At 57.9% G+C, this 20,494-nt stretch carries 17 protein-coding genes; 1 reads left to right on the plus strand and 16 read right to left on the minus strand.

The window, feature by feature from the left end; all coding sequences use genetic code 11:
* Positions 1 to 100 precede the first annotated feature (100 nt).
* Positions 101 to 1,834: an arginine--tRNA ligase gene (gene argS, locus BFV63_RS13460; RefSeq protein ID WP_023314352.1), complete on the plus strand. Its 1,734-nt coding sequence runs from the start codon at positions 101 to 103 to the stop codon at positions 1,832 to 1,834.
* Between the two features lie 34 nt (positions 1,835 to 1,868).
* On the opposite strand, the gene bglB is transcribed toward argS, so the two are convergent.
* The 16 genes from bglB to BFV63_RS13540 form a co-directional block, all read right to left on the minus strand.
* Positions 1,869 to 3,008 carry a beta-galactosidase BglB gene (gene bglB, locus BFV63_RS13465; RefSeq protein ID WP_048241825.1) on the minus strand — a complete coding sequence of 380 codons (1,140 nt, stop codon included), beginning with the start codon at positions 3,006 to 3,008 and terminating at the stop codon, positions 1,869 to 1,871.
* A 4-nt stretch (positions 3,009 to 3,012) separates the two neighbouring features.
* On the minus strand, positions 3,013 to 4,596 hold the full coding sequence (locus BFV63_RS13470) for an MFS transporter (protein ID WP_022648498.1): 1,584 nt from the start codon (positions 4,594 to 4,596) through the stop codon (positions 3,013 to 3,015).
* 261 nt (positions 4,597 to 4,857) lie between these two features.
* Positions 4,858 to 5,250, minus strand: coding sequence for a flagellar protein FlhE (gene flhE, locus BFV63_RS13475; protein WP_048240552.1), 393 nt, complete (start codon positions 5,248 to 5,250; stop codon positions 4,858 to 4,860).
* A complete protein-coding gene (flhA, locus tag BFV63_RS13480) occupies positions 5,250 to 7,328 on the minus strand; it encodes a flagellar biosynthesis protein FlhA (protein WP_003859723.1) in 2,079 nt (692 codons plus the stop codon). The genes flhE and flhA overlap by 1 nt, the downstream gene beginning before the upstream one ends.
* Entirely contained in the window at positions 7,321 to 8,469 is a 1,149-nt protein-coding gene (gene flhB, locus BFV63_RS13485; RefSeq protein WP_003859720.1) for a flagellar biosynthesis protein FlhB, read from the minus strand. Before flhB ends, flhA begins: the two co-directional genes overlap by 8 nt.
* A gap of 150 nt (positions 8,470 to 8,619) precedes the next feature.
* Positions 8,620 to 9,264 carry a protein phosphatase CheZ gene (gene cheZ, locus BFV63_RS13490; protein WP_003859718.1) on the minus strand — a complete coding sequence of 215 codons (645 nt, stop codon included), beginning with the start codon at positions 9,262 to 9,264 and terminating at the stop codon, positions 8,620 to 8,622.
* Positions 9,265 to 9,274: 10 nt separating this feature from the next.
* Positions 9,275 to 9,664: a chemotaxis response regulator CheY gene (gene cheY, locus BFV63_RS13495; RefSeq protein WP_000763862.1), complete on the minus strand. Its 390-nt coding sequence runs from the start codon at positions 9,662 to 9,664 to the stop codon at positions 9,275 to 9,277.
* A 17-nt stretch (positions 9,665 to 9,681) separates the two neighbouring features.
* Complete coding sequence (locus BFV63_RS13500; RefSeq protein ID WP_003859716.1) at positions 9,682 to 10,731, minus strand: protein-glutamate methylesterase/protein-glutamine glutaminase; 1,050 nt, start codon at positions 10,729 to 10,731, stop codon at positions 9,682 to 9,684.
* Positions 10,728 to 11,594, minus strand: a complete 867-nt coding sequence (gene cheR, locus BFV63_RS13505; protein ID WP_003859714.1) for a protein-glutamate O-methyltransferase CheR — start codon at positions 11,592 to 11,594, stop codon at positions 10,728 to 10,730. The genes BFV63_RS13500 and cheR overlap by 4 nt, the downstream gene beginning before the upstream one ends.
* A gap of 19 nt (positions 11,595 to 11,613) precedes the next feature.
* Positions 11,614 to 13,215, minus strand: a complete 1,602-nt coding sequence (gene tap / locus BFV63_RS13510) for a methyl-accepting chemotaxis protein IV (protein ID WP_048240550.1) — start codon at positions 13,213 to 13,215, stop codon at positions 11,614 to 11,616.
* 44 nt (positions 13,216 to 13,259) lie between these two features.
* Positions 13,260 to 14,927, minus strand: coding sequence for a methyl-accepting chemotaxis protein II (gene tar, locus BFV63_RS13515; protein WP_023324886.1), 1,668 nt, complete (start codon positions 14,925 to 14,927; stop codon positions 13,260 to 13,262).
* A gap of 85 nt (positions 14,928 to 15,012) precedes the next feature.
* On the minus strand, positions 15,013 to 15,975 hold the full coding sequence (locus BFV63_RS13520; protein WP_022651452.1) for a Csu type fimbrial protein: 963 nt from the start codon (positions 15,973 to 15,975) through the stop codon (positions 15,013 to 15,015).
* On the minus strand, positions 15,972 to 18,356 hold the full coding sequence (locus BFV63_RS13525; protein WP_048240548.1) for a fimbria/pilus outer membrane usher protein: 2,385 nt from the start codon (positions 18,354 to 18,356) through the stop codon (positions 15,972 to 15,974). Before BFV63_RS13525 ends, BFV63_RS13520 begins: the two co-directional genes overlap by 4 nt.
* Positions 18,332 to 19,093, minus strand: a complete 762-nt coding sequence (locus BFV63_RS13530; RefSeq protein ID WP_022651454.1) for a fimbrial biogenesis chaperone — start codon at positions 19,091 to 19,093, stop codon at positions 18,332 to 18,334. Before BFV63_RS13530 ends, BFV63_RS13525 begins: the two co-directional genes overlap by 25 nt.
* Before the next feature lie 16 nt (positions 19,094 to 19,109).
* Entirely contained in the window at positions 19,110 to 19,658 is a 549-nt protein-coding gene (locus tag BFV63_RS13535) for a Csu type fimbrial protein (RefSeq protein WP_032659181.1), read from the minus strand.
* Positions 19,659 to 19,665: 7 nt separating this feature from the next.
* Positions 19,666 to 20,238 carry a Csu type fimbrial protein gene (locus BFV63_RS13540; protein ID WP_003859701.1) on the minus strand — a complete coding sequence of 191 codons (573 nt, stop codon included), beginning with the start codon at positions 20,236 to 20,238 and terminating at the stop codon, positions 19,666 to 19,668.
* Between the last annotated feature and the right edge of the window lie 256 nt (positions 20,239 to 20,494).

Consider the following 20,494-nt stretch of genomic DNA (forward strand, 5'->3'; position numbering starts at 1 on the left):
GCAGGGCTGACGCCCGAAGGCATTTGCAGTATACTCCCGCCCTAAATTCTTAAACTGGCGTGGGTGTTTTTTACCCGCATCAAAAACGTAAGGTATCCAGGTGAATATTCAGGCTCTTCTCTCAGAAAAAGTCAGTCAGGCACTGATTGCCGCAGGTGCGCCTGCGGATTGCGAACCACAGGTTCGTCAGTCAGCGAAAGTACAGTTTGGCGACTATCAGGCTAATGGCGTGATGGCAGTGGCTAAAAAACTGGGCATGCCGCCGCGACAGCTCGCTGAGCAGGTACTGACGCATCTGGATCTCACCGGCATCGCCAGCAAAACCGAAATCGCCGGTCCAGGCTTTATCAACATTTTCCTTGAGCCTGCATTCCTGGCAAGCCACGTTGACGCGGCGCTGAAATCTGACCGTCTGGGCGTGGCTCAGCCAGAAGCGCAGACCGTGGTGGTTGACTACTCCGCGCCAAACGTGGCGAAAGAGATGCACGTCGGTCACCTGCGCTCCACCATCATCGGTGACGCGGCAGTGCGTACCCTGGAGTTCCTTGGTCACAAGGTGATCCGCGCTAACCACGTAGGCGACTGGGGCACGCAGTTCGGCATGCTGATCGCGTATCTGGAAAAACAGCAGCAGGAAAACGCAGGCGAAATGGCGCTGGCAGACCTGGAAGGTTTCTACCGTGAAGCCAAAAAGCACTATGACGAAGACGAAGCCTTCGCCGAGCGCGCGCGCAGCTACGTGGTGAAACTTCAAGGTGGCGACCCGTACTTCCTCGAGATGTGGCGCAAGCTGGTGGACATTACCATGTCCCAGAACCAGCTTACCTATAATCGTCTGAACGTGACCCTGACCCGTGACGACGTGATGGGTGAAAGCCTGTATAACCCGATGCTGCCAGGCATTGTGGCGGACCTGAAAGCTAAAAATCTGGCGGTGGAAAGCGAAGGCGCAACGGTGGTGTTCCTTGATGAGTATAAAAACAAGGAAGGCGAACCGATGGGCGTGATCGTCCAGAAAAAGGATGGCGGCTATCTTTACACCACCACCGACATCGCCTGTGCGAAATACCGTTACGAAACCCTGCATGCGGACCGCGTGCTGTATTACATCGACTCCCGTCAGCATCAGCATCTGATGCAGGCGTGGACTATCGTGCGTAAAGCGGGTTATGTGCCGGATTCCGTGCCGCTGGAACATCACATGTTCGGCATGATGCTGGGTAAAGACGGTAAGCCGTTCAAAACCCGTGCGGGCGGCACCGTGAAGCTTTCCGATCTGCTGGATGAAGCGCTGGAACGCGCGCGTCGCCTGGTGGCCGAGAAGAACCCGGACATGCCTGCTGACGAGCTGGAGAAACTTGCTAACGCGGTGGGAATTGGCGCGGTGAAATACGCGGATCTCTCCAAGAACCGTACCACCGACTATATCTTCGACTGGGACAACATGCTGGCGTTTGAAGGCAACACGGCGCCATACATGCAGTACGCTTACACCCGCGTACTCTCCGTCTTCCGTAAAGCCAATATCGACGAAAGCGTGCTGGCGAATGCTACGGTGTCTATTACCGAAGACCGTGAAGCACAGCTGGCTGCCCGCCTGCTTCAGTTCGAAGAGACGCTCTCCGTGGTCGCGCGTGACGGTACGCCGCACGTTATGTGTGCTTACCTGTACGATCTGGCCGGTCTGTTCTCTGGCTTCTACGAACACTGCCCTATCCTCTCTGCCGAGAGCGAAGTGGTGCGCCACAGCCGCCTGAAGCTCGCGCAGCTGACGGCGAAGACCCTGAAGCTCGGTCTGGATACTCTGGGTATCGAAACCGTAGAGCGTATGTAAAAAATAAACCCGGCAAGCGCCGGGTTTTTTATTATCAGAAATACTTCCGCAAATACTCCGTCAGGCACAGTATCGCCATCGCCTGCCCGTACGGCATCGACGTGAGCGGTATCTGGCGATAAAACTCAAGATCGCTTCCCATCCCGGTCCCGAACGAGGTTTGCAGCAGCTCCCCTTCCGGCGAGATGTTTTTCACGATACCGCGAATCGCTTTCTCCGCCACCTCTGCGTACTCTGCGCCGACATAACGCTTGCGCACGGCTTTCAGAATGCCGTAGGCAAACCCTGCCGTGGCCGACGCCTCCAGATAAGAATCAGGATCGTCCAGCAGCGTATGCCACAATCCGCTCTCGTCCTGACATTTTGCCAGTGCGGCGATCTGCGCGTTCAGTACCTGCACCAGATAGCGACGAACGGCGTTGTTTTCCGGCAGATCTACCAGCTCGAGGAAATCCGGGATCACGATGGTCAGCCAGCTGTTGCCGCGCGCCCAGCGAGCCCGGGCAAAGTTGTGATTGCCGTCGTAATTCCAGCCGTGGAACCACAGCCCGGTCTCCCGATCCATCAGATTCTGTACGTGGAGCAGGAACTGATAGATCGCCTCCTCGACGTACTCCGGCTTGTTCAGCAGCTTGCCGATTTTCGCCAGCGGCAGCACCGTCATCATCAGCGTGTCATCCCACATTTGCTGATGGTTCTCTTCCGCCAGGGTGATGTGCTGCATGCCACCATGTTCGGTGCGCGGCATCTCATTCATCGCCCATTCCGCCCAGCTTTCCAGCCACGGCAGCCAGGCCGGGTTTTTGGTCTCTTCGTAGCGATACGCCAGCGTCAGGAACGGCGACATGGTATTTACGTTTTTGGTGGTTGCGCCTTCAGCGAAACGGTCAGTAAACCAGCTGTCGATAATCTCGCGCATGCCTTCGTCACCGGTCTGGCAGTAATACTGCCAGATACCGTATAAACCGACGCCGTGGGTCCATTCCCATCCGGCCCAGCCTTTGGTGTCGATCACGCGCCCGTCGTCCAGCCGCAGCAAAAACTCACCCGTTTTGTCGTGGATATTGACCAGGTTATGCGTCACCTTTTGAATCAGCGATTTCAGCTCATCCCTGGCGATAAAGCGCTCAGGCTGACGCAGTAACGGGCTATGTTTGACAGGCCAAACTTTCATCATCTTAACCTCTGTTGTATGTCGAATTCAGTACCGCGCGATCCTTCAGCGAAGGGGCCGCCGGCTTATTGCGATTCAGATAACCGATATTGTTGTTGCCCCACAGGGATTCATACGGCATACCGGCCAGCATCTCCACGGTGGCGCGGGCCTGCGGGGTCGCCGCCTCCGGCATCGCATGGCCGGACTCGCGCATTTTCGCGGTCTCTTCACGCAGGGTGCTGTGGGTCTGCAAATTGAGTTTGAAGCGCAGGGAGACCAGGAAGCCGCAGAACAGTACCAGAATGGTGCCGACGCTCAGGATCATCAGGATAGTGTGGCTCACTTCCGCAGGCTGCACTTTTTGACCGCTGACAAAGCCAGACATCTGCATTACGATCCCCACCAGCATTACCGCACCGGCCTGGGACGCTTTACGGGTCAGCGTCATGATGCCCGCGAAGATCCCTTCGCGACGCTGACCGGTGATCACTTCGTCCACGTCAGCAATGTAGGTGTAGGTATTCCACGGTACGTAGTTGATCCCCCCGCGACCAAGACCGGCAACCGCAGAGATCAGCAGCAGCAGAGCGTAAACGTCGCTCAGGCCCGCGTAATAAAGCACCGCGTAAGAGAGCGAGGCCAGGCCAAACAGCACGACCACCATGCGGTAAGACGGCGCAGGTCCGAAGCGAATGCACAGCGGGATCATGCCGATCACGGCGAGGAACTGGAAGATGGCCATCGTGCCCAGCAGGTTGGACGCCATTGACGCCTCCTGCATCAGCACAAATACCACGTAATAGGTAAACACGGCATTAAAGACGTCCTGTGCGATGTAGCCGCCAAGGTACATCCCCAGATGCTGGCGGAAAATCTTGATACGCAGCGTCGAACTTAATTCAACAAAAAGGCGATTCAGGCTCTGCCCAAGGGTCAGCTTTTTCTTCTCTTCTTCAGCACGCAGGGCCGCTTCAGACCACTCTTCCCGCGGGCGCTCCCAGGTAAAGAACCAGACGAACGTAAGCATCAGTGCGCAGAGTACGGAGAAGACCAGGCTTGCATAGAAGAAGGAGATCGCGTTGTCTTTGCCGAAATGCGTGAGCAGGATCCCCGGGAGGAAGGAAGCCAGAATAGCGGACATCTGCGCCATAGAGATACGCGCCCCGGAGAATTTGGTTTTCTGTTTGAAATCGTCCGTCATCTCCGGCACCAGCGTTTCGTATGGCACCAGGATCATGGTGTAGACGATATCAAAGATCAGATAGGTCAGCAGGTAGTACCAGAAACTCATGTCCCCTACCCACATCAGCGAGTAGCTGAAAACGCAGGGAATACCGAGCAGGATGAAGAACTTACGACGGCCAAAACGCTTGCCCAGCCAGGTGGTGCCAAAGTTATCGGTTAAAAAGCCCATTAACGGGCTGACAACCGCATCCAGCACCCTTGCGGCGGCGAAGATAAAGGTTGCTTCAATCGGTGTGAGTCCACAGAAGGTGGTATAAAAATACAAAAGCCAGGCGGCCGTCAGGGCGGTGGTTCCCGCCCCGAGGAAGTCCCCTGACCCGTAAGCAAGATAATTTGCGAGTCCAATTTTACGTGTTTTCATTGCCGTCAACCCTAATCAGTTTTGGGAGACTCCCTGTAAGCAAACCTCGTCCGGGAGTTTTTACACGGCTACAGTAAAAGTATCGACCTGTTGATACCTTTCTGTTTCTGCCATCACAAAGGGGTGAATGGCAAAAATGCAAAGAGTGTCAATACGCGTGTCACTGATTTATAAAACAGCGTTTCTTTTGTATCAAAAGGGAAGGTCAATTTTGCGAGCCAGCCTTCAGAAATGCCTGAAGACTGGTGAAAAGGCAGGCAGTTAGCGGTAGTTGACGAGCACCTCGTTGCGCTGAACTTTCAGCGCCGGGATCAGACGTCCACCGCCTGGCACTTCCCAGATAAAGCGTAAAGGCTCCTGAGCAGACACCCCGTTGAAGGCCTGGGTGGTGCCACTTTGTCCCTCGATTTCCGCGCAGCGGGTCAGCGAGCACAGACGCACCCGCAACCCGGCCGGTGTGGGTCCCGTCAGGGTGTAATTCCAGGCCACCAGCGTCATCTGCCCGGACACGGGCTCAGAGGCGGACAACGGACGGGAGGAGATCGACTCCCCGCGATGGTTGAGCGTTAAGCCTATACTGCTGGCCTGCCATGCCCCCTCGCCTGCGGCCTGCGCCGCCAGCGGGAAAAGTAAGATCCCCAGCCACTTCCGCATTATTTCCCTCCTATGGTCGCCGTCATGCGAATATTGCGGTTATCGGACAGCTCCATATTCGACAGCACCACCAGCTGGTTCAGGCTCCGGCGCAGGAAGCGCGACAGCAGCGGACGCAGCGCATGATTCACCAGCAGCACCGGCGGCGCGCCCAGCATCTCCTGACGCGCCAGCGCCTCCTGGGTTTGCGCCAGTAATCTGTCCGCCAGACCCGGCTCCAGCCCGCCACCGCCCTGCAACGCCTGAAGCAGCAGCCGTTCCAGCGGTGTATCCAGGCCAATGACCTGCACTTCGCCGGTTCCCGGGAACCATTGCTGGGTAATGGCGCGTCCGAGCGCCACGCGTACCACCGCCGTCAGTTCGTGCGGATCGCTTTGCAGCGGCGCATGTTCGGCCAGCGTCTCAAGGATGGTACGCATATCGCGAATGGGCACCTTCTCGTCGAGCAGGTTTTGCAGCACTTTATGCAGGGTGGTTAAGGTCAGCACGCCCGGCACTAAATCTTCGGTCAGTTTCGGCATCTCCTGCGTTACGCGGTCGAGCAGCTGCTGCGCCTCCTGACGACCAAACAGTTCCGCAGAGAACTGGCCAATCAGATGGTTGAGGTGCGTCGCCACCACGGTACTGGCCTCAACAACCGTGTAACCCTGGATCTGCGCCTGCTCTTTCAGAGCGCTCTCAATCCAGATTGCCGCCAGACCAAAGGCCGGGTCGGTCGTCTGCTCACCCGGCAACGTGCCTGCGGCCGTGCCCGGGTTAATTGCCAGCCAGCGGCCGGGGTACGCATCACCGCTGCCGATTTCTACCCCTTTCATCAGGATGCGATAGCGCGCGGGCGGGAGATCCATGTTGTCCCGGATGTGGACCACCGGCGGCAGGAAGCCCATATCCTGGGCGAATTTTTTACGAATGCTGCGGATACGGCCAAGCAGTTCACCATCCTGCTGGAAATCCACCATCGGGATCAGGCGGTACCCCACTTCCATCCCCAGCGAATCTTCGAGCTGAACGTCGTTCCAGGTGGCCTCCACCGCCTGGGTGTTCTCAGGCATTTTGACCGGCGCTGGCTCTGCCTTAGGCTGCGTTTCACGGCCACGCATCCACCAGGCAAGGCCCAGCAGCGCGGCAGTAAACAGCAGGAATACCAGGTTTGGCATGCCAGGCACCATACCGAGCAGGCCCAGTACCGCCGCGGAGAGCAGCATAACGCGCGGGTTGCTGAACAACTGCCCCACCATCTGCTCGCCTACATCCTGATCGGTGCTGACGCGGGTCACAATCACACCCGCCGCGGTGGAGATCACCAGCGCCGGGATCTGCGCCACCAGACCATCACCAATGGTCAGCAGCGTATAGCTTTCCGCTGCGTGGCCCATGTCCATGCCGTGTTGCAGCACGCCGACAAGCAGGCCGCCGACGACGTTAATCACCATGATCAGAATGCCCGCGATGGCGTCACCGCGCACAAACTTACTCGCACCGTCCATGGAGCCGTAGAAATCTGCCTCCTGGGTCACTTCGGCACGGCGTTTTTTTGCTTCATCTTCCGCGATCAGCCCGGCATTCAGGTCGGCGTCGATGGCCATCTGCTTACCCGGCATCCCGTCGAGCACGAAGCGCGCGCCTACTTCTGCGATACGCCCCGCACCTTTAGTGATAACCATGAAGTTGATAATCACCAGAATGACGAACACCACGATACCGATGGCGAAGTTGCCGCCCACCAGGAAGTGACCGAAGGCTTCGACCACCTTGCCCGCCGCCGCCGCGCCGGTGTGCCCTTCCATCAGGATGATACGCGTGGAGGCAACGTTCAGCGCCAGGCGCAGCAGCGTGGTGAACAGCAGGATTGTTGGAAACGCGGCGAACTCCAGCGTGCGCTGGGTGAACATCGCCACCAGCAACACCATGATGGACAACGCAATGTTGAAGGTGAAAAGCAGGTCGAGAATAAATGCCGGTAACGGCAGCACCATCATCGACAGAATTAGCAGGATCAGAATCGGTCCGGCAAGGATCTGCCATTGCGTCGATTTCAGGTTGCCGGGCAGGCGCAACATTGCCACCAGATTAGCCATCAGTGTCCTTCTCGTTCAAAAAATCCAGTGCTTCAGGCACCGGAAGGTTCTCAGGTTTTACAGGTCGTTGACCGCCCGCTAAACGCCAGCGTTTCAGTTGCCACACCCAGGCCAGCACCTCTGCGACAGCGGCGTAGAGCTGGCCCGGGATCTGTTGTCCAATTTCCGCGTGGCGATACAGCGCACGGGCCAGCGGCGGTGCTTCCAGGATCGGTACGCGGTTTTCCGTCGCGATTTCACGAATGCGCAGCGCAATCAGCCCGGCCCCTTTCGCCACCACTTTCGGCGCGCTCATTTTGTTTTCGTCGTACTGAAGCGCCACGGAGTAGTGGGTCGGGTTGGTGACGATGACGTCGGCTTTCGGCACATCTTCCATCATGCGCCGACGCGCGGCGGCACGCTGCATCTGCCGGATACGGCCCTTAACGTGGGGGTCGCCTTCCATCTGTTTATATTCATCGCGGATGTCCTGACGCGACATTCGCAGCTTTTTGATATGGGAATAGATCTGGAAGATAACGTCGAACGCCACCATCGGAATAATGCTGAGTACCACCAGCAGCGAGCATAACCCGACCAGGTTCAGGGCATTTTTCATCGCCGTCATCGGGGACTCGCTGATCAGGCGCATCATCTCCGGCCAGTGGTGCCACAGAAAAAACCCGGCTGTACTGCCCATAAGAAGCGATTTCAGGATCGCTTTAAGAAGCTCAGCCCCGGTTTGCGCGGAGAACATTTTCGCAATACCGGGTAGCGGGTTGAGCTTGGAGAATTTCGGTTGCAGCGATTTACCGCTGAACACCAGGCCACCGAGCATGACCGGCGAAACAAGGGCCACGATGACCACGCCCGCGATCAGCGGCAGCAAGGCGATCATCGCGCTTTTCACAAGGTTGATGATTTGAATGAGGATCAGATTGGGGTCATTGACCATGCTGTGATCAAAACGTAAGCCAGCAGAGAGCATTCCCGCCAGTCTGCGGGCGAGCATCTCCCCGCCCCACCAGATTATGCAGACGCCCACCACCAGGATCAGCAGGGATGTCAGCTCTCGGGATCGGGGGATCTGCCCATCCTCACGGGCTTTTTCAAGTCGGTGGGGTGTGGGGGCTTCTGTTTTGTCGTCGTTCTCTTCTGCCACTGTGCCTGCTCGCAGCCCATTAATTCACGGGTATCATGCCAGCGCAGAGAAAATCCAATGGCGGGAAAAGCCCGTTTATTCGGGCTCTTTTCGCTGTTTTTGTTCTGAGCTGCCTCAGGCCGCGTTAACGACCTGAGGCAGAACGGGCAATCAGAAACCAAGGCTATCCAGCAGATCGTCCACCTGATCCTGGCTTGCCACCACGCCCGCTTTGCTGGTGTCAAGCTGTGGACCATTGAGCAGGCTTTCGTTCTCGCGTTTCGGACGGGCAGCCGGTTCCGGAATGTTCTCCAGCAGCACCATCAGCAGCTGACGTTCAATCTCCTGAATCACATCCATCATGCGCTTGATCACCTGGCCGGTAAGGTCCTGGAAATCCTGCGCCATCATGATGTCCAGCAACTGGGCGTTAGTGAAGCTGGTGTGGCCCGGCACGTCACCCAGGTACTGACGGGTATCCGTTACCAGTTCGCGGGCATCCGCCAGCTCAATAGGGTTCTCAAACCACTCATCCCAGCGTTTGCTCAGCGCTTTCGCACCCTTCTCCATGGCATCCTGGTGCGGCTGCGAGGCTTCAACGCTGTTCAGCGCACGCTCGGCCGCCTGCGCGGTCATCTGCACGACGTAGTCCAGACGGTCGCGCGCGTCAGGGATGGCTTCCGCCGCTTCGGCGATCGCCTGGTCCAGCCCCAGCTCACGCAGGCTGTCGCGCAGCATGCGGGTCAGGCTACCAATGCGGGCAATAATGTCGCTCGGCGAATGTTCTTCAACGGGTTTCATAGCAGGTTGCAACATATCCATCACCTCACATGCCGAGTTTCTCGAAGATCTTCCCGAGCTTCTCTTCCAGAGTCGCCGCGGTGAATGGCTTCACCACGTAGCCGCTTGCGCCCGCCTGTGCAGCGGCAATAATGTTCTCTTTCTTCGCTTCTGCGGTCACCATCAGCACCGGCAGAGAGGCCATGCCTGCATCCGCGCGGATGGTTTTCAGCAGTTCGAGACCGTCCATGTTCGGCATGTTCCAGTCGGAAATCACAAAACCAAACCCGCCAGCCTGGAGCTTGTTCAGCGCATCCACCCCGTCTTCTGCTTCTTCAACATTGTTGAAGCCCAGCTCTTTCAGCAGGTTGCGCACAATGCGACGCATGGTGGAAAAGTCATCCACAACCAAAAACTTAAGCTCTTTATCCGCCATAAAATAATACTCCTGAGTCAAATACGTATTGCCTGTCCGGCACTGATTTTCGCCAGCATCTGCTGGCTTACCTGGCTAAGATCGACCACTTCGCTTACGCCACCCATATTGATGGCCTCGCGCGGCATGCCGAACACCACACAACTTGCTTCATTCTGCGCAATCGTCCAGGCGCCAGCCTGGTGCATCGCAAGCATTCCGGCGGCGCCGTCGTTACCCATCCCCGTCAGGATCACCCCAACGGCGTTGCGCCCCGCATGTTTCGCCACCGAATGAAACAGCACATCCACCGACGGACGGTGCCGGTTAACCGGCGGCCCGTCATGAATTTTGATTTGATAGTTCGCCCCGCTGCGCGCCAGCTCCATGTGCTTGTCACCCGGGGCGATATAGGCGTGACCCGGCAGCACGCGCTCGCCGTCTTCCGCCTCTTTCACGCTGATCTGGCACAGCTTATTCAGGCGCTCCGCGAACGAGCGGGTAAAGCCCGGCGGCATATGTTGCGTAATCAGAATACCCGGGCTTGAGAGCGGCAATGGCTGGAGTACATGGCGAATTGCCTCTGTTCCTCCGGTTGACGCGCCAATCACCAGCAACTTTTCCGAGCTGAGTAACGGCCCCGCCTTCAGGGTTGCCGGGGCTGCCGTCGGTTTATGCGCGGCAAGCTTCGCCCGGGACGCGGTGCGGATCTTCTCGGCGATCATCTCGCTGTACGCCAGCATCCCCTCGCGAATGCCGAGCTGCGGCTTGGTGACAAAATCCACCGCCCCCAGCTCCAGCGCGCGCAGGGTGATTTCTGAACCCTTACCGGTCAGAGATGACACCATCACCACCGGCATCGGGCGCAGGCGCATTAATTTTTCCAGGAAATCGATGCCATCCATGCGCGGCATTTCAACATCCAGCGTCAGCACGTCGGGGTTATATTTTTTGATTAAATCCCGCGCGACCAGCGGATCGGGCGCTGTCGCCACCATCTCCATATCGCTGTGGCTATTGATGATTTCGGTCATGATCTGACGCATCAGCGCCGAATCATCGACAGACAATACCCTGATTTTACTCATGCTTTTTCCTTACTCAGCGCATATACCGTTTGCCCACGCAGGCTAAACTCACGCACGAGGTTGCTGAAGTTTTCCGAGTGCCCGGCAAACAGTAAACCGTCAGGCTTGAGCAACGGAACAAAGCGACGCAAAATGTCCTGCTGCGTCGTTTTATCAAAATAGATCATCACGTTACGACAAAAAATGGCGTCGAATGGCCCCGGCACGTTGTACTGCTTATCCAGTAAATTAACGGGGGCAAATTCCACGCAGTTCGCCAGCTCCTGGCGTACGCGCACCAGTCCTTCATGCGGGCCGGTACCGCGCATGAAGTAACGCTGTAGCTGCTGGGGAGACAGCGTTTTCAGCTCATCCTGGCGATAAACGCCGTTACGGGCTTTTTCCAGCACTTCCGTGTCGATGTCGCTGGCGTACACTTTCCAGCGACCCGGCGCCATGCCCAGGGTGTCCGCCAGGGTGATGGCCAGCGAGTACGGCTCTTCCCCGGTAGAGGCCGCCGCGCTCCAGACGCGATACTCTCCGCCACGGCGGCGGGCGTGTTCCGCCAGCACCGGGAAGTGATGCGCCTCGCGGAAAAACGCGGTCAGGTTGGTGGTTAATGAGTTGATAAATGCCTGCCATTCGGCGCTGTTCTGGTTCGCTTCGAGCATGCTCAGATAGCGGCCAAAATCGTCCAGCCCCAGCGTGCGCAAGCGCCGCACCAGCCGGTTGTAGACCATGTCTCGCTTATGGTCCGCAAGCACGATCCCCGCACGCTGGTAGATTAACTGACATATCCGACGAAAATGCGCGTCGGACAGCGCGAGGCGCTGTGTCATCTGCAACAATAATGACGTTTGCCCTGAGGGCATGGGTGATGTCATAGCGCCTTCTCAATCACATTCAGGATACAACGGGCACGGCCTGTGACCGTCCGACTTCTGTTACTGCTTCAACGTGCTCTTTCACATTAAATACGGCGACTAACCCGGTAAGGTGATCCGCCTGGTTTGCCAGCTGATCGGTCGCAGCCGCCGCCTCTTCCACCAGTGAGGCGTTCTGCTGTGTAACCTGATCCATCTGTGTAACGGCCTGCGCCACCTGCTCAATACCACGGCGTTGTTCATCAGACGCCGAGGCAATCTCGCCCATAATGTCGTTAACCCGCGTCACGGAGGTGACTATCTCGTGCATGGTCTGCGCGGCGGTATCCACCAGCGCGGAGCCCTGCTGAACGCGGGAGACCGACTCTTCTATCAGCCCTTTGATCTCTTTCGCCGCATTGGCGCTGCGGCTGGCGAGGTTTCGGACTTCACCGGCAACCACCGCGAACCCGCGCCCCTGCTCGCCGGCACGCGCCGCTTCCACCGCCGCGTTCAGCGCCAGAATATTGGTCTGGAACGCGATACCGTCGATAACGCTGATAATGTCGCCAATTTTCTGCGAGCTGGCGGCAATCTCCTGCATCGTGCTGGCAACGTGAGAAGCCTGATCGCCCCCACGTTTCGCCGTCATCGCTGCCTGTTTTGACAAGTCGGACGCCTGACGCGCGTTATCGGCGTTCTGGCTTACCGTCGCGGTCAGCTGCTCCATGCTGGCCGCCGTCTGCGCCAGCGATGCCGCCTGCTGTTCAGTGCGGGAAGAGAGGTCGTTATTGCCTGCCGCAATCTCGGAGATCCCGGTATGCATGGCGTAACTGCCCTGGCGAACGTTGCTTACCGTTTCCCGCAGCGAACTCTGCATCTCCTTCAGGCTGGCGAAAATCGCTGATATTTCATTCCTGCCATACACGGCCACCGGACGCGCCAGGTCGCCCTTCGCAATACTGTCGAAGTGACTGCTGACGATGGCCAGCGGCTGGACGATCATTTTGCGCGACCACCACAGCGAGCCGCCGGTCAGCAGGGCCGCCAGGATTACCATGGTCAGGAATATCATCCCTGACATGCGGTAACTGGTACGGCTGTCCGCACCGGCACGCGCCACAAACTGGTTAATATCCTGCTGCCATGCGTTAAAGCTGTCGTCAAACGCCGCCTGAGACGCCTGCACCGGCGCGGTCAGGAAGTCAGAAAGCTGGTTGTTCTCCAGCCACGTCGCCTGATGGTCGAGATCGCCGTACCACACATCAAAGGTCTTTTTCATGGCGACTTTGAGCGCTTTCTCTTTCTCACTGACCGCCTCCTGCGCCGTAAAGGCCTTGAACTGCGCGTCGGCCTGCTTCAGGCTGCTGCGGGCCACAACCATCAGCGCCTTAATATCCTCCGGCGGATAGCTCAGCGCGGTTAACGTCCCTGCTTTGTTCAGCGCAGTGCTTGCCTGCAACAGCACGGCACGCGTTTGTGCCAGTGCGGAGCGCTGCTGATTACTCGTCTCAACTTCCTGCAAATACTGATAGCCATCGCGAAACGCCCAGAAAGACAACCCGTTACTGCCAACCTGCAAAACCCCACACAGGATCAGAATCAAAAACAGTGTGGTCGAGATACGAATACGATTTAACATCCACGCTCCCATCAAGCGGCAAGCAGCCGCGGTTTAATTGTCAGTCAAAATGTTTCCCAGTTTTCATCTTGTCCGGTCACCGCTGCGCGCGTACGTGCTGTCACGGGCGCCGGGGCTGCTTCGCCGTACACCGATCGCGAGCTGACCGTATTTGTTGTTTTTGAAGTAAGGCGGAACGCCGAGACGGCCATTTTCAGGCGGCTCGCCTGGTCCTCCAGCGCAGCGGCCGCGGCAGCGGACTCCTGCACCAGGGCGGCGTTTTGCTGCGTCACACGATCCATTTCCGATACCGCCAGGGCGACCTGGTCAATACCACGACTCTGCTCATCCGATGCAGAGGCGATTTCACCCATGATGTCCGTCACGCGCGTCACGGCATTCACGATGTCATTCATGGTTTCACCCGCACTTTCCACCAGCACCGAGCCGGTATCCACGCGTGAAACAGAGTCTTCAATCAGAGCTTTGATCTCTTTCGCCGCATTGGCGCTGCGGCTGGCGAGGTTACGCACTTCGCCGGCGACTACGGCAAACCCGCGGCCCTGCTCGCCCGCACGCGCCGCTTCAACGGCCGCGTTCAGCGCCAGGATGTTGGTCTGGAAGGCGATGCCGTCGATAACGCTGATGATGTCGGCGATTTTCTTCGAGCTGTCGGCAATGTCATGCATGGTTTTCACCACGCCGTCGACCACCCGACCGCCGCGCTGGGCGGTGTCGGACGCGCTTTCTGCAAGCTGCGACGCCTGACGGGCGTTGTCGGCATTCTGCTTCACGGTCGCGGTGAGCTGCTCCATGCTGGCCGCCGTCTCTTCCAGAGCGGACGCCTGCTGTTCGGTACGGGACGAAAGATCGTTGTTGCCCATCGCGATTTCACTCGTGCCGGTATAGATGGCATCCGCCCCCTCGCGCACGTTGGCGACGGTATCAATCAGCGAACGCTGCATATGGTCGACGCTGGTTGCCAGCTCGGAGATCTCATTGCGGCCAATAACGGACAGCGTTTTCGTGAGATCGCCCCGGCCTATATCACGGATATGGGCAATGACGCGGCCAAGCGGGTTAAGAAGGATATGACGAATGCCGTACCACACGGCCACCAGCACAATGACCAGCGCGAGGGCGAGAACCGCCATCTGCCATTTCGCGAAACGGTAGTCGTTCTGGCTTTGCGTAAAGGCGGAGTGATAAAGCTCGCCACTGGCTTTGGCGTACTCGCCGAGCGCCGCGCCGAGGGCGTTCTGCATTCCCTGGGTCGGCTGCGCGAAATAGGCGTCCATATTGCCCTTCTCCAGGAACTGCACCAGCTCCGTGAGGCCGGCGAAGTAGGCCTGATATTTTTCATCTATGTTCGCGCTCGCCTGCGCCATTGCCGGCTGAGGGGCGATTTTTTTGAAGGCGTCGTAATGTTTCGCCGCGTCTGCCAGCGTGGCGCGCGCATTCTTCAGCAGTTCCGTTTTTGCGCTGCTCTGCTGGTTATTTGGGTCCATCATCATGCGGGCAGACGAGCGGCTCAGGTTGATACGCGTCTGCAACATCAGATCCCAGGTCGTGGTCAGTTCGCTTTGCTGCATTCGCAAATCGTTCGAGGCCGCGAAGCTGTCCTGGTTCTGTTTTAACGACGAGAAAAAGAGGCCGCCAGAAGTAAGCTGAAGAAGTGCGAAAATGACCAGCACCATCATAAGCATTGTGACAACGCGGATACGGTTCAACATACAACACCTTCTCATAGATTTATTAACGGTGTTATCGGCACAGGCCACAGGAACTTTACATTTGCGAAAGGGAAAAGCGCGGGAGTCAGAATGCGACGTCGACAATCAGCGTGTCGGTGTAGGTTCCGGCAGGCGGCGTGGCCTGGCTGGTCAGAACTTTGGCGGTGTAGTTGTAGGTACGTAAAAGCCCGTCCGTACTGACCTGCGATGAGCTGGCGCTGGCCCAGCGCTCGCTGCCGCTGCTACCCCAGCGGTTGCTGGTCGCCTCTTTGTAGATGTCGTAACTCATGAAGTTGCTGCCGCTGACCATACGACGCACGTTGTTCAGGGCATTTGCCCCATTATTAATGCCTATGGTGTAGGTGCTGCCTTTGGTACAGGTGACGGCAACCGACTGTGAAACGGTGGGAAAATTTTGCACCAGCGGCGCGCTGTTAAAATTCACGTCCGGCGTGGTCATGGTGCTGCAATCGTTGGTGACGGTCATGTTGAGGAGGATCGAGGTGGTTGCCGTGCCGGTTTGCGGGGTCAGGCACGCTCCGACCGCGCCAACGGCGCACACGTTGTAGTTAATGCTGAACGTTAACAACACCTGATACGGCCCGGCGGTGACGTTCTGCCCCATTACGGTCCGGAAATAAAGGGGAATGTTGTAGCGCCTTGAACCCAGCAGCCCGAGCAGCGTGTTTCCGCTCCAGGTATAGGCTTTGCTGATTTGTATTTCACTGTTTCCGCCGCAGCCGGACGCCCCGCACAGGCGCGTAGGAATGACATCGGTAATAGCCGCGTTGTCCGTACGCTTCATGGTCGCCCGGCTATTCGCAAAGACGGATGCCGAAGTGTAATTCAGCGTCACCGAGTCGTTGGTTAACAGGTTGAGAACGGTATCGCAGGTCACCACCAGCGTGCCCGTCGTTTCCACTTCCCCGGTGCCGCTGAGAGCGAACGAGGTGACGCTGCCAAACGAGGCATTCACCGTACTGACGGTACAGGCCGCCCAGCTGCCGCCGGAGCACAGCAGCAGAAGCGCGATTAACAGGCGTCTCACGGCGCCTCCCGACAGGTCAGCGGACCGTAGGTTTGCAGCTTATGCTCAGGGTTTGCGCCAACGGTCAGCGTTGCCGTACAGCGTTTACCCTCCGGGGTGATGACCTCAAGCGGATTCACATCGTTGAGGTTTTCCAGCCAGGCGAGGCCGTCATAGCCGACAACCGCGCTGCTGCGGGATGCGCGTCTGACCTGGCTTCCCACCGGGATCGCATTGCCCTGCGCATCGTGCAGAATGACGCTGGCAACCCGCTCCTGCTCCATCGGGAAATCCACCAGATAACCGTTATGCCGACGAATCGCCACCCGACGCTCGGTCTCTTTCAGCCGGGTATCCGCAGGTAAGTTCAGGGTATCAATGCGGTAGCTTGCCGGGTAATAGGCGGAAACGCCGCTGACCAACAGATAACCTTTGTTATTGGTTTTACCAACCGGCTGGTTTTCGTAGCTGACGGGTACGTCCGGATGTCCGTCGGTGCTGATCACCACAAACGCATCGTTGATTTTGTTCGCCGCAAACAGCTCACCGTCCATCAGCACAACAGAACCCATCGCCTCGCCCCACCAGGTCATCATGCCCTTCTCACCGTAGCCGCCGCCCTGTAGCTCCACGTTGTTATTCCGCCAGCCGAGCGTAGCCTGCTGATAGTTACTCGACCGCGACTGGTTGGCCCAGGCCATGTTCCAGCTAAAGCCGCCGTCTGAAGGCATCGAGTGGTTGTAGTTAATGCGTTGAGTGCTGCCTGCGTCAGGGGTGTTTTCAAAGGTGACGGCGGCGCTGTCACGTTCGCCGAGGGGAACCTGCAACGACAGCGCAACCGTCCAGTCGCCCCGCTGCTGGTCACGGCTGGCAGCCAGATAAATACTGCTTGAGCCCCACAAATTACGGCTCCAGGAGAGGTTGAGCAGCTCAGTTTTTTTGCTGTCAAAACTTTCAACCCCGATCCACGCCGCGCCGATATTGCCGTAACCGCCGAGGTTAAAAGTTAAGGAATACTGGTCGGTATTGCGGCTCAGGCTGGCAACGGGGTTATCATTTTCATCATAAACGGTGGCCTGATCGTACAGGACGAGGTTGCCGAAGCCACGGTCGCGCCGGGTATGCTGGGTCGCTACGCTAAACTCGCTGGTGTTGTACTGATAGCCCCAGTTTATCTGGCCGCCGCTATCGCCGCGCATGCGGCTTTGGGTCCACGAGGTATTTACCACGCCAAAACGCCCGAGCTTCAGCACCGTGCCCGCACCGCCGAGCGCCAGCGACTCCGCCCCTTCCGCATGCCCCTCCAGCGTCAGCCAGTCGGTCACCCCGTAGCGATACGATCCGCTGCCCGCCGCCGGGCCATAGTCAAAATTCTCAATACCGTAGTTACGCCGCAGGCTGCCCAGCGTCACGGCGCCGTCGCTTAACCCCTGCTTAAGCAGATCGCTGCTGACATAAAACGGCAGCGTGGTACTCACCTGACGACCCAGCGCATCAGTGGTAACCAGCACCGCATCCCCGGCACCGTTGATATACGGCAGATTGGTGAGGGTAAACGGCCCCGGCTGAAGGCGGGTGGAGCCGGAACGGTAGCCATTAATAAAGAGATCGACCGAGGTCGGGACAGCCGCCTCGCCGGAAAACGCCGGCAGCGGCCAGGTCACCAGATCAGGACGCAGGGAGAAGTCGCGCCCGTAGCTGATCCCGCCCATGCGCACGCTGGTGCTCCAGCTCAGCGCATCGCTGATGACGTCCCCGACGGTCCAGGTGGTGGCATCTTCCTCGTTGGTGATCAGAAACGTTGAGTCGTAGCGCACGTACCCTTCCTGCTGCCCGCTGTTACCGGTGAAATTCTGCCGGGCGTAACCCGTCGATGAAAACGAATAATCCTCATTGAAATAGCGGAACTCGTGCCAGACCGACGCCTGGCCGCCCGTGTGCTCGGAATGGTTGGTATAAACGTCGTAATTGAGCAACGCGCCGCGGCCATAGTGCGGCTTGCTATGCGTGTTCTGTTCGCTGAACGGCGTGATCCGCGCGGCGACCCAGTCCCGGGGGACCGTCAGCAACAGACGCTGGGCCGTGCTGTCGTACTCTGCGCGTACCGACGTAAGCGTCGAGAGATTCACCTCTCCGGCAGGCACATGCGCGGGCGGCAGCCCGGCGCGGAGCAAATCCGCGCCTGAAATAAACCAGGCACCCTCGCGCTGCGTCACCGGCACCACCAGACCCGTGTCATAGTGGTTCAGCACCAGGGCGAGCTGGAATACTGCTTCGCCGTTCATCGTCCGTGCATCCGGCGGCGGCGGTAAACTGTCGTCACCGGTTTCGGCAAAGGCGCTGGTACTGACGCAAAGCAGGACCATCATCGCCGGTTTCAGTTGACGGGCGTCGATTGCCATTGCGTATCCCTGGCATTAATTTGCGCGCTCATCCGGTTCGGCTGATAAATCCCTGCCGGAAGCGGCCAGCTTCGGGTGCTGCCTGGCAGCACATAACCCAGCAGCCCCTCGGCAACCGTGCGTTTTTGCCCGCCCTGCTCAACCGCAACCTGGCTGAGCCGGACATGAACATCCCCCTGATTACGGACCTGAAGCGCGGGTTTCCCTCCCTCCTGAACGACCCGCCAGCTCAGCTGTTGGGTGTTCGCCAGCGCGTGGTGTGCCCCTTCGTTGAGGGTGGGGATCCCCTGCCCATAAACAAATAAAGGAATCGAATAGCGCATTTGCAGTTTGAGGCCCATGGACGGTTCCGCTTTGGCATCCGGCTGGGGAATTTCATCCACAATAATGCGGTAGGCCTGCTCAACCCCCGACGGGATCGTCCCCTGCTTGATCAGGCGAATAAGCTGTTTACTGCCTTTAGCGATAGTCACGATCGGCGGGCTGGCGACCACATCCTGCTGGGCGGTGTAACGCTCATATCCGCCCTCCTGTTTCCAGCGCACAATGCGTATCTGCATTGTCGTGGCGCTGTTGCCCTGATTCTGGATCCACAATTCAGTTGCTCTCGCCTCTGCCGAAAGCCACGGATCGATGGGCCACAAAAGAATGGTTGCCGCTGCCTGCGCCTGGCCCGCTGCCAGAGCCGTTGCCCCCAACAGACCCACCAGGCCTGATCGCCTGAAAAATGGCTTCATCGATGTTCTCCCTTTCCTACCATGACAAGGTCACGGTGAGTTGATCTGAATATGTTCCCGGCAGGCTAAACCCCGTCAGGAGCGCGACGCCAAAAAGAGGCAGCGCGATATTATTGCTGTTGGTATAGGTAATCGGTATGGCCTGGTTAACGCCAATTTCACTGTTCGCGGCCAGTGAGCTGCTGCTGTAGAGCCGGTAACCGACCACCTCTGTCCCGCCTGAACGCGTCATCCGCCTCACAGAGCTAAAATTCTGACCGCCGTTAATGCTCATACTTAGCGCCACACCCGGTGTGCAGGCGATGGACAACGCGCCGTCGGCGACAAAGCTGGTGCTGACCGGCGTGTTGTCCACGCCATTGCGGGTTCCAAAATCCAGCGTCCCAAAGCGCCCGCCCGTGCCGGTACTCACCGAGCATCCTGGTACTACCGTCGCGCTCACCCTGAAGGACTGGGATGTCACCGCCCTGGCGTCGCAGATCATCATCAGCCCGACGATCAGGGCCAAAAAAGGGTGCACGACGCCCTCTGCGCTTTCGCGCAGACATAAACACAATGCCTTCATGGCTGAATCAGTAGGTGACGCTGACGTTAATCGTGTCGGTATAGGTTCCCGGTACAACCGTTACGCTATTGCCGCCGCCCGTTATGCGCCCGTAGAGGGTATAGCTGTTCACCCCGCCCGCTGTGGAAGCTACGGGCAACGCGGCGTTGTTAGCAATCACGTTGTTGTACCCGCTGTCGCTATAGAGGCTGTATGCCACGCCCTGTGCCGCATTGGCGGTGTTCACCAGATATCGGGCGGGTGTGCCGGGGGTGCCGACAACAGTTCCGGGTGCGGTCGCGTTGGTGTTGCCGGTGATCGCCACCGTGTAACTGGCAGTGGTACATTGAATGGTAAAGGTATTTCCGCCGCTGGCCCCGGTTAACTGGGTTGTCAGGGTGGAGAATGTCGCAGGATGGGTCCCGAAATCGAGTGTCCCGAAGTTAATGCCGTTTTGCGTTGGCGAGCCGTTGATCAAACAACCGTTCGTCAACGTCAGCGTCGCCCCGATAGTACCGCTACTGGTGACTGCCAGCGCCTGACCGACAGTCGCCGCCGTTAGCAGTGTACCCGCGCAGATAAAAAGAAGTTTTCTTTTCATTTACCACCCTCCAGAAGAAATAATGGTCCGCTTGCCATATTTTATTCATACTGTTCAGTATGTTAGCCCCGCTTAAACATTCCCCGGCGCGGTTACTGAGAATTTAGTTTATGGTTCACGCTTCAACCACTTTCAACGAAGGTGAGACACCCGCCCCCAATTAACAGACTATTAACAAACATTACAAAGAGTTAGCAAAATAAAACGGGCATTATTCTTGCTTAATCTGAGGATATATCGCGTGTAATGTGATCTG

The organism is Enterobacter hormaechei subsp. xiangfangensis (genome assembly GCF_001729785.1).
Classification (GTDB): Bacteria; Pseudomonadota; Gammaproteobacteria; order Enterobacterales; family Enterobacteriaceae; genus Enterobacter; species Enterobacter hormaechei_C.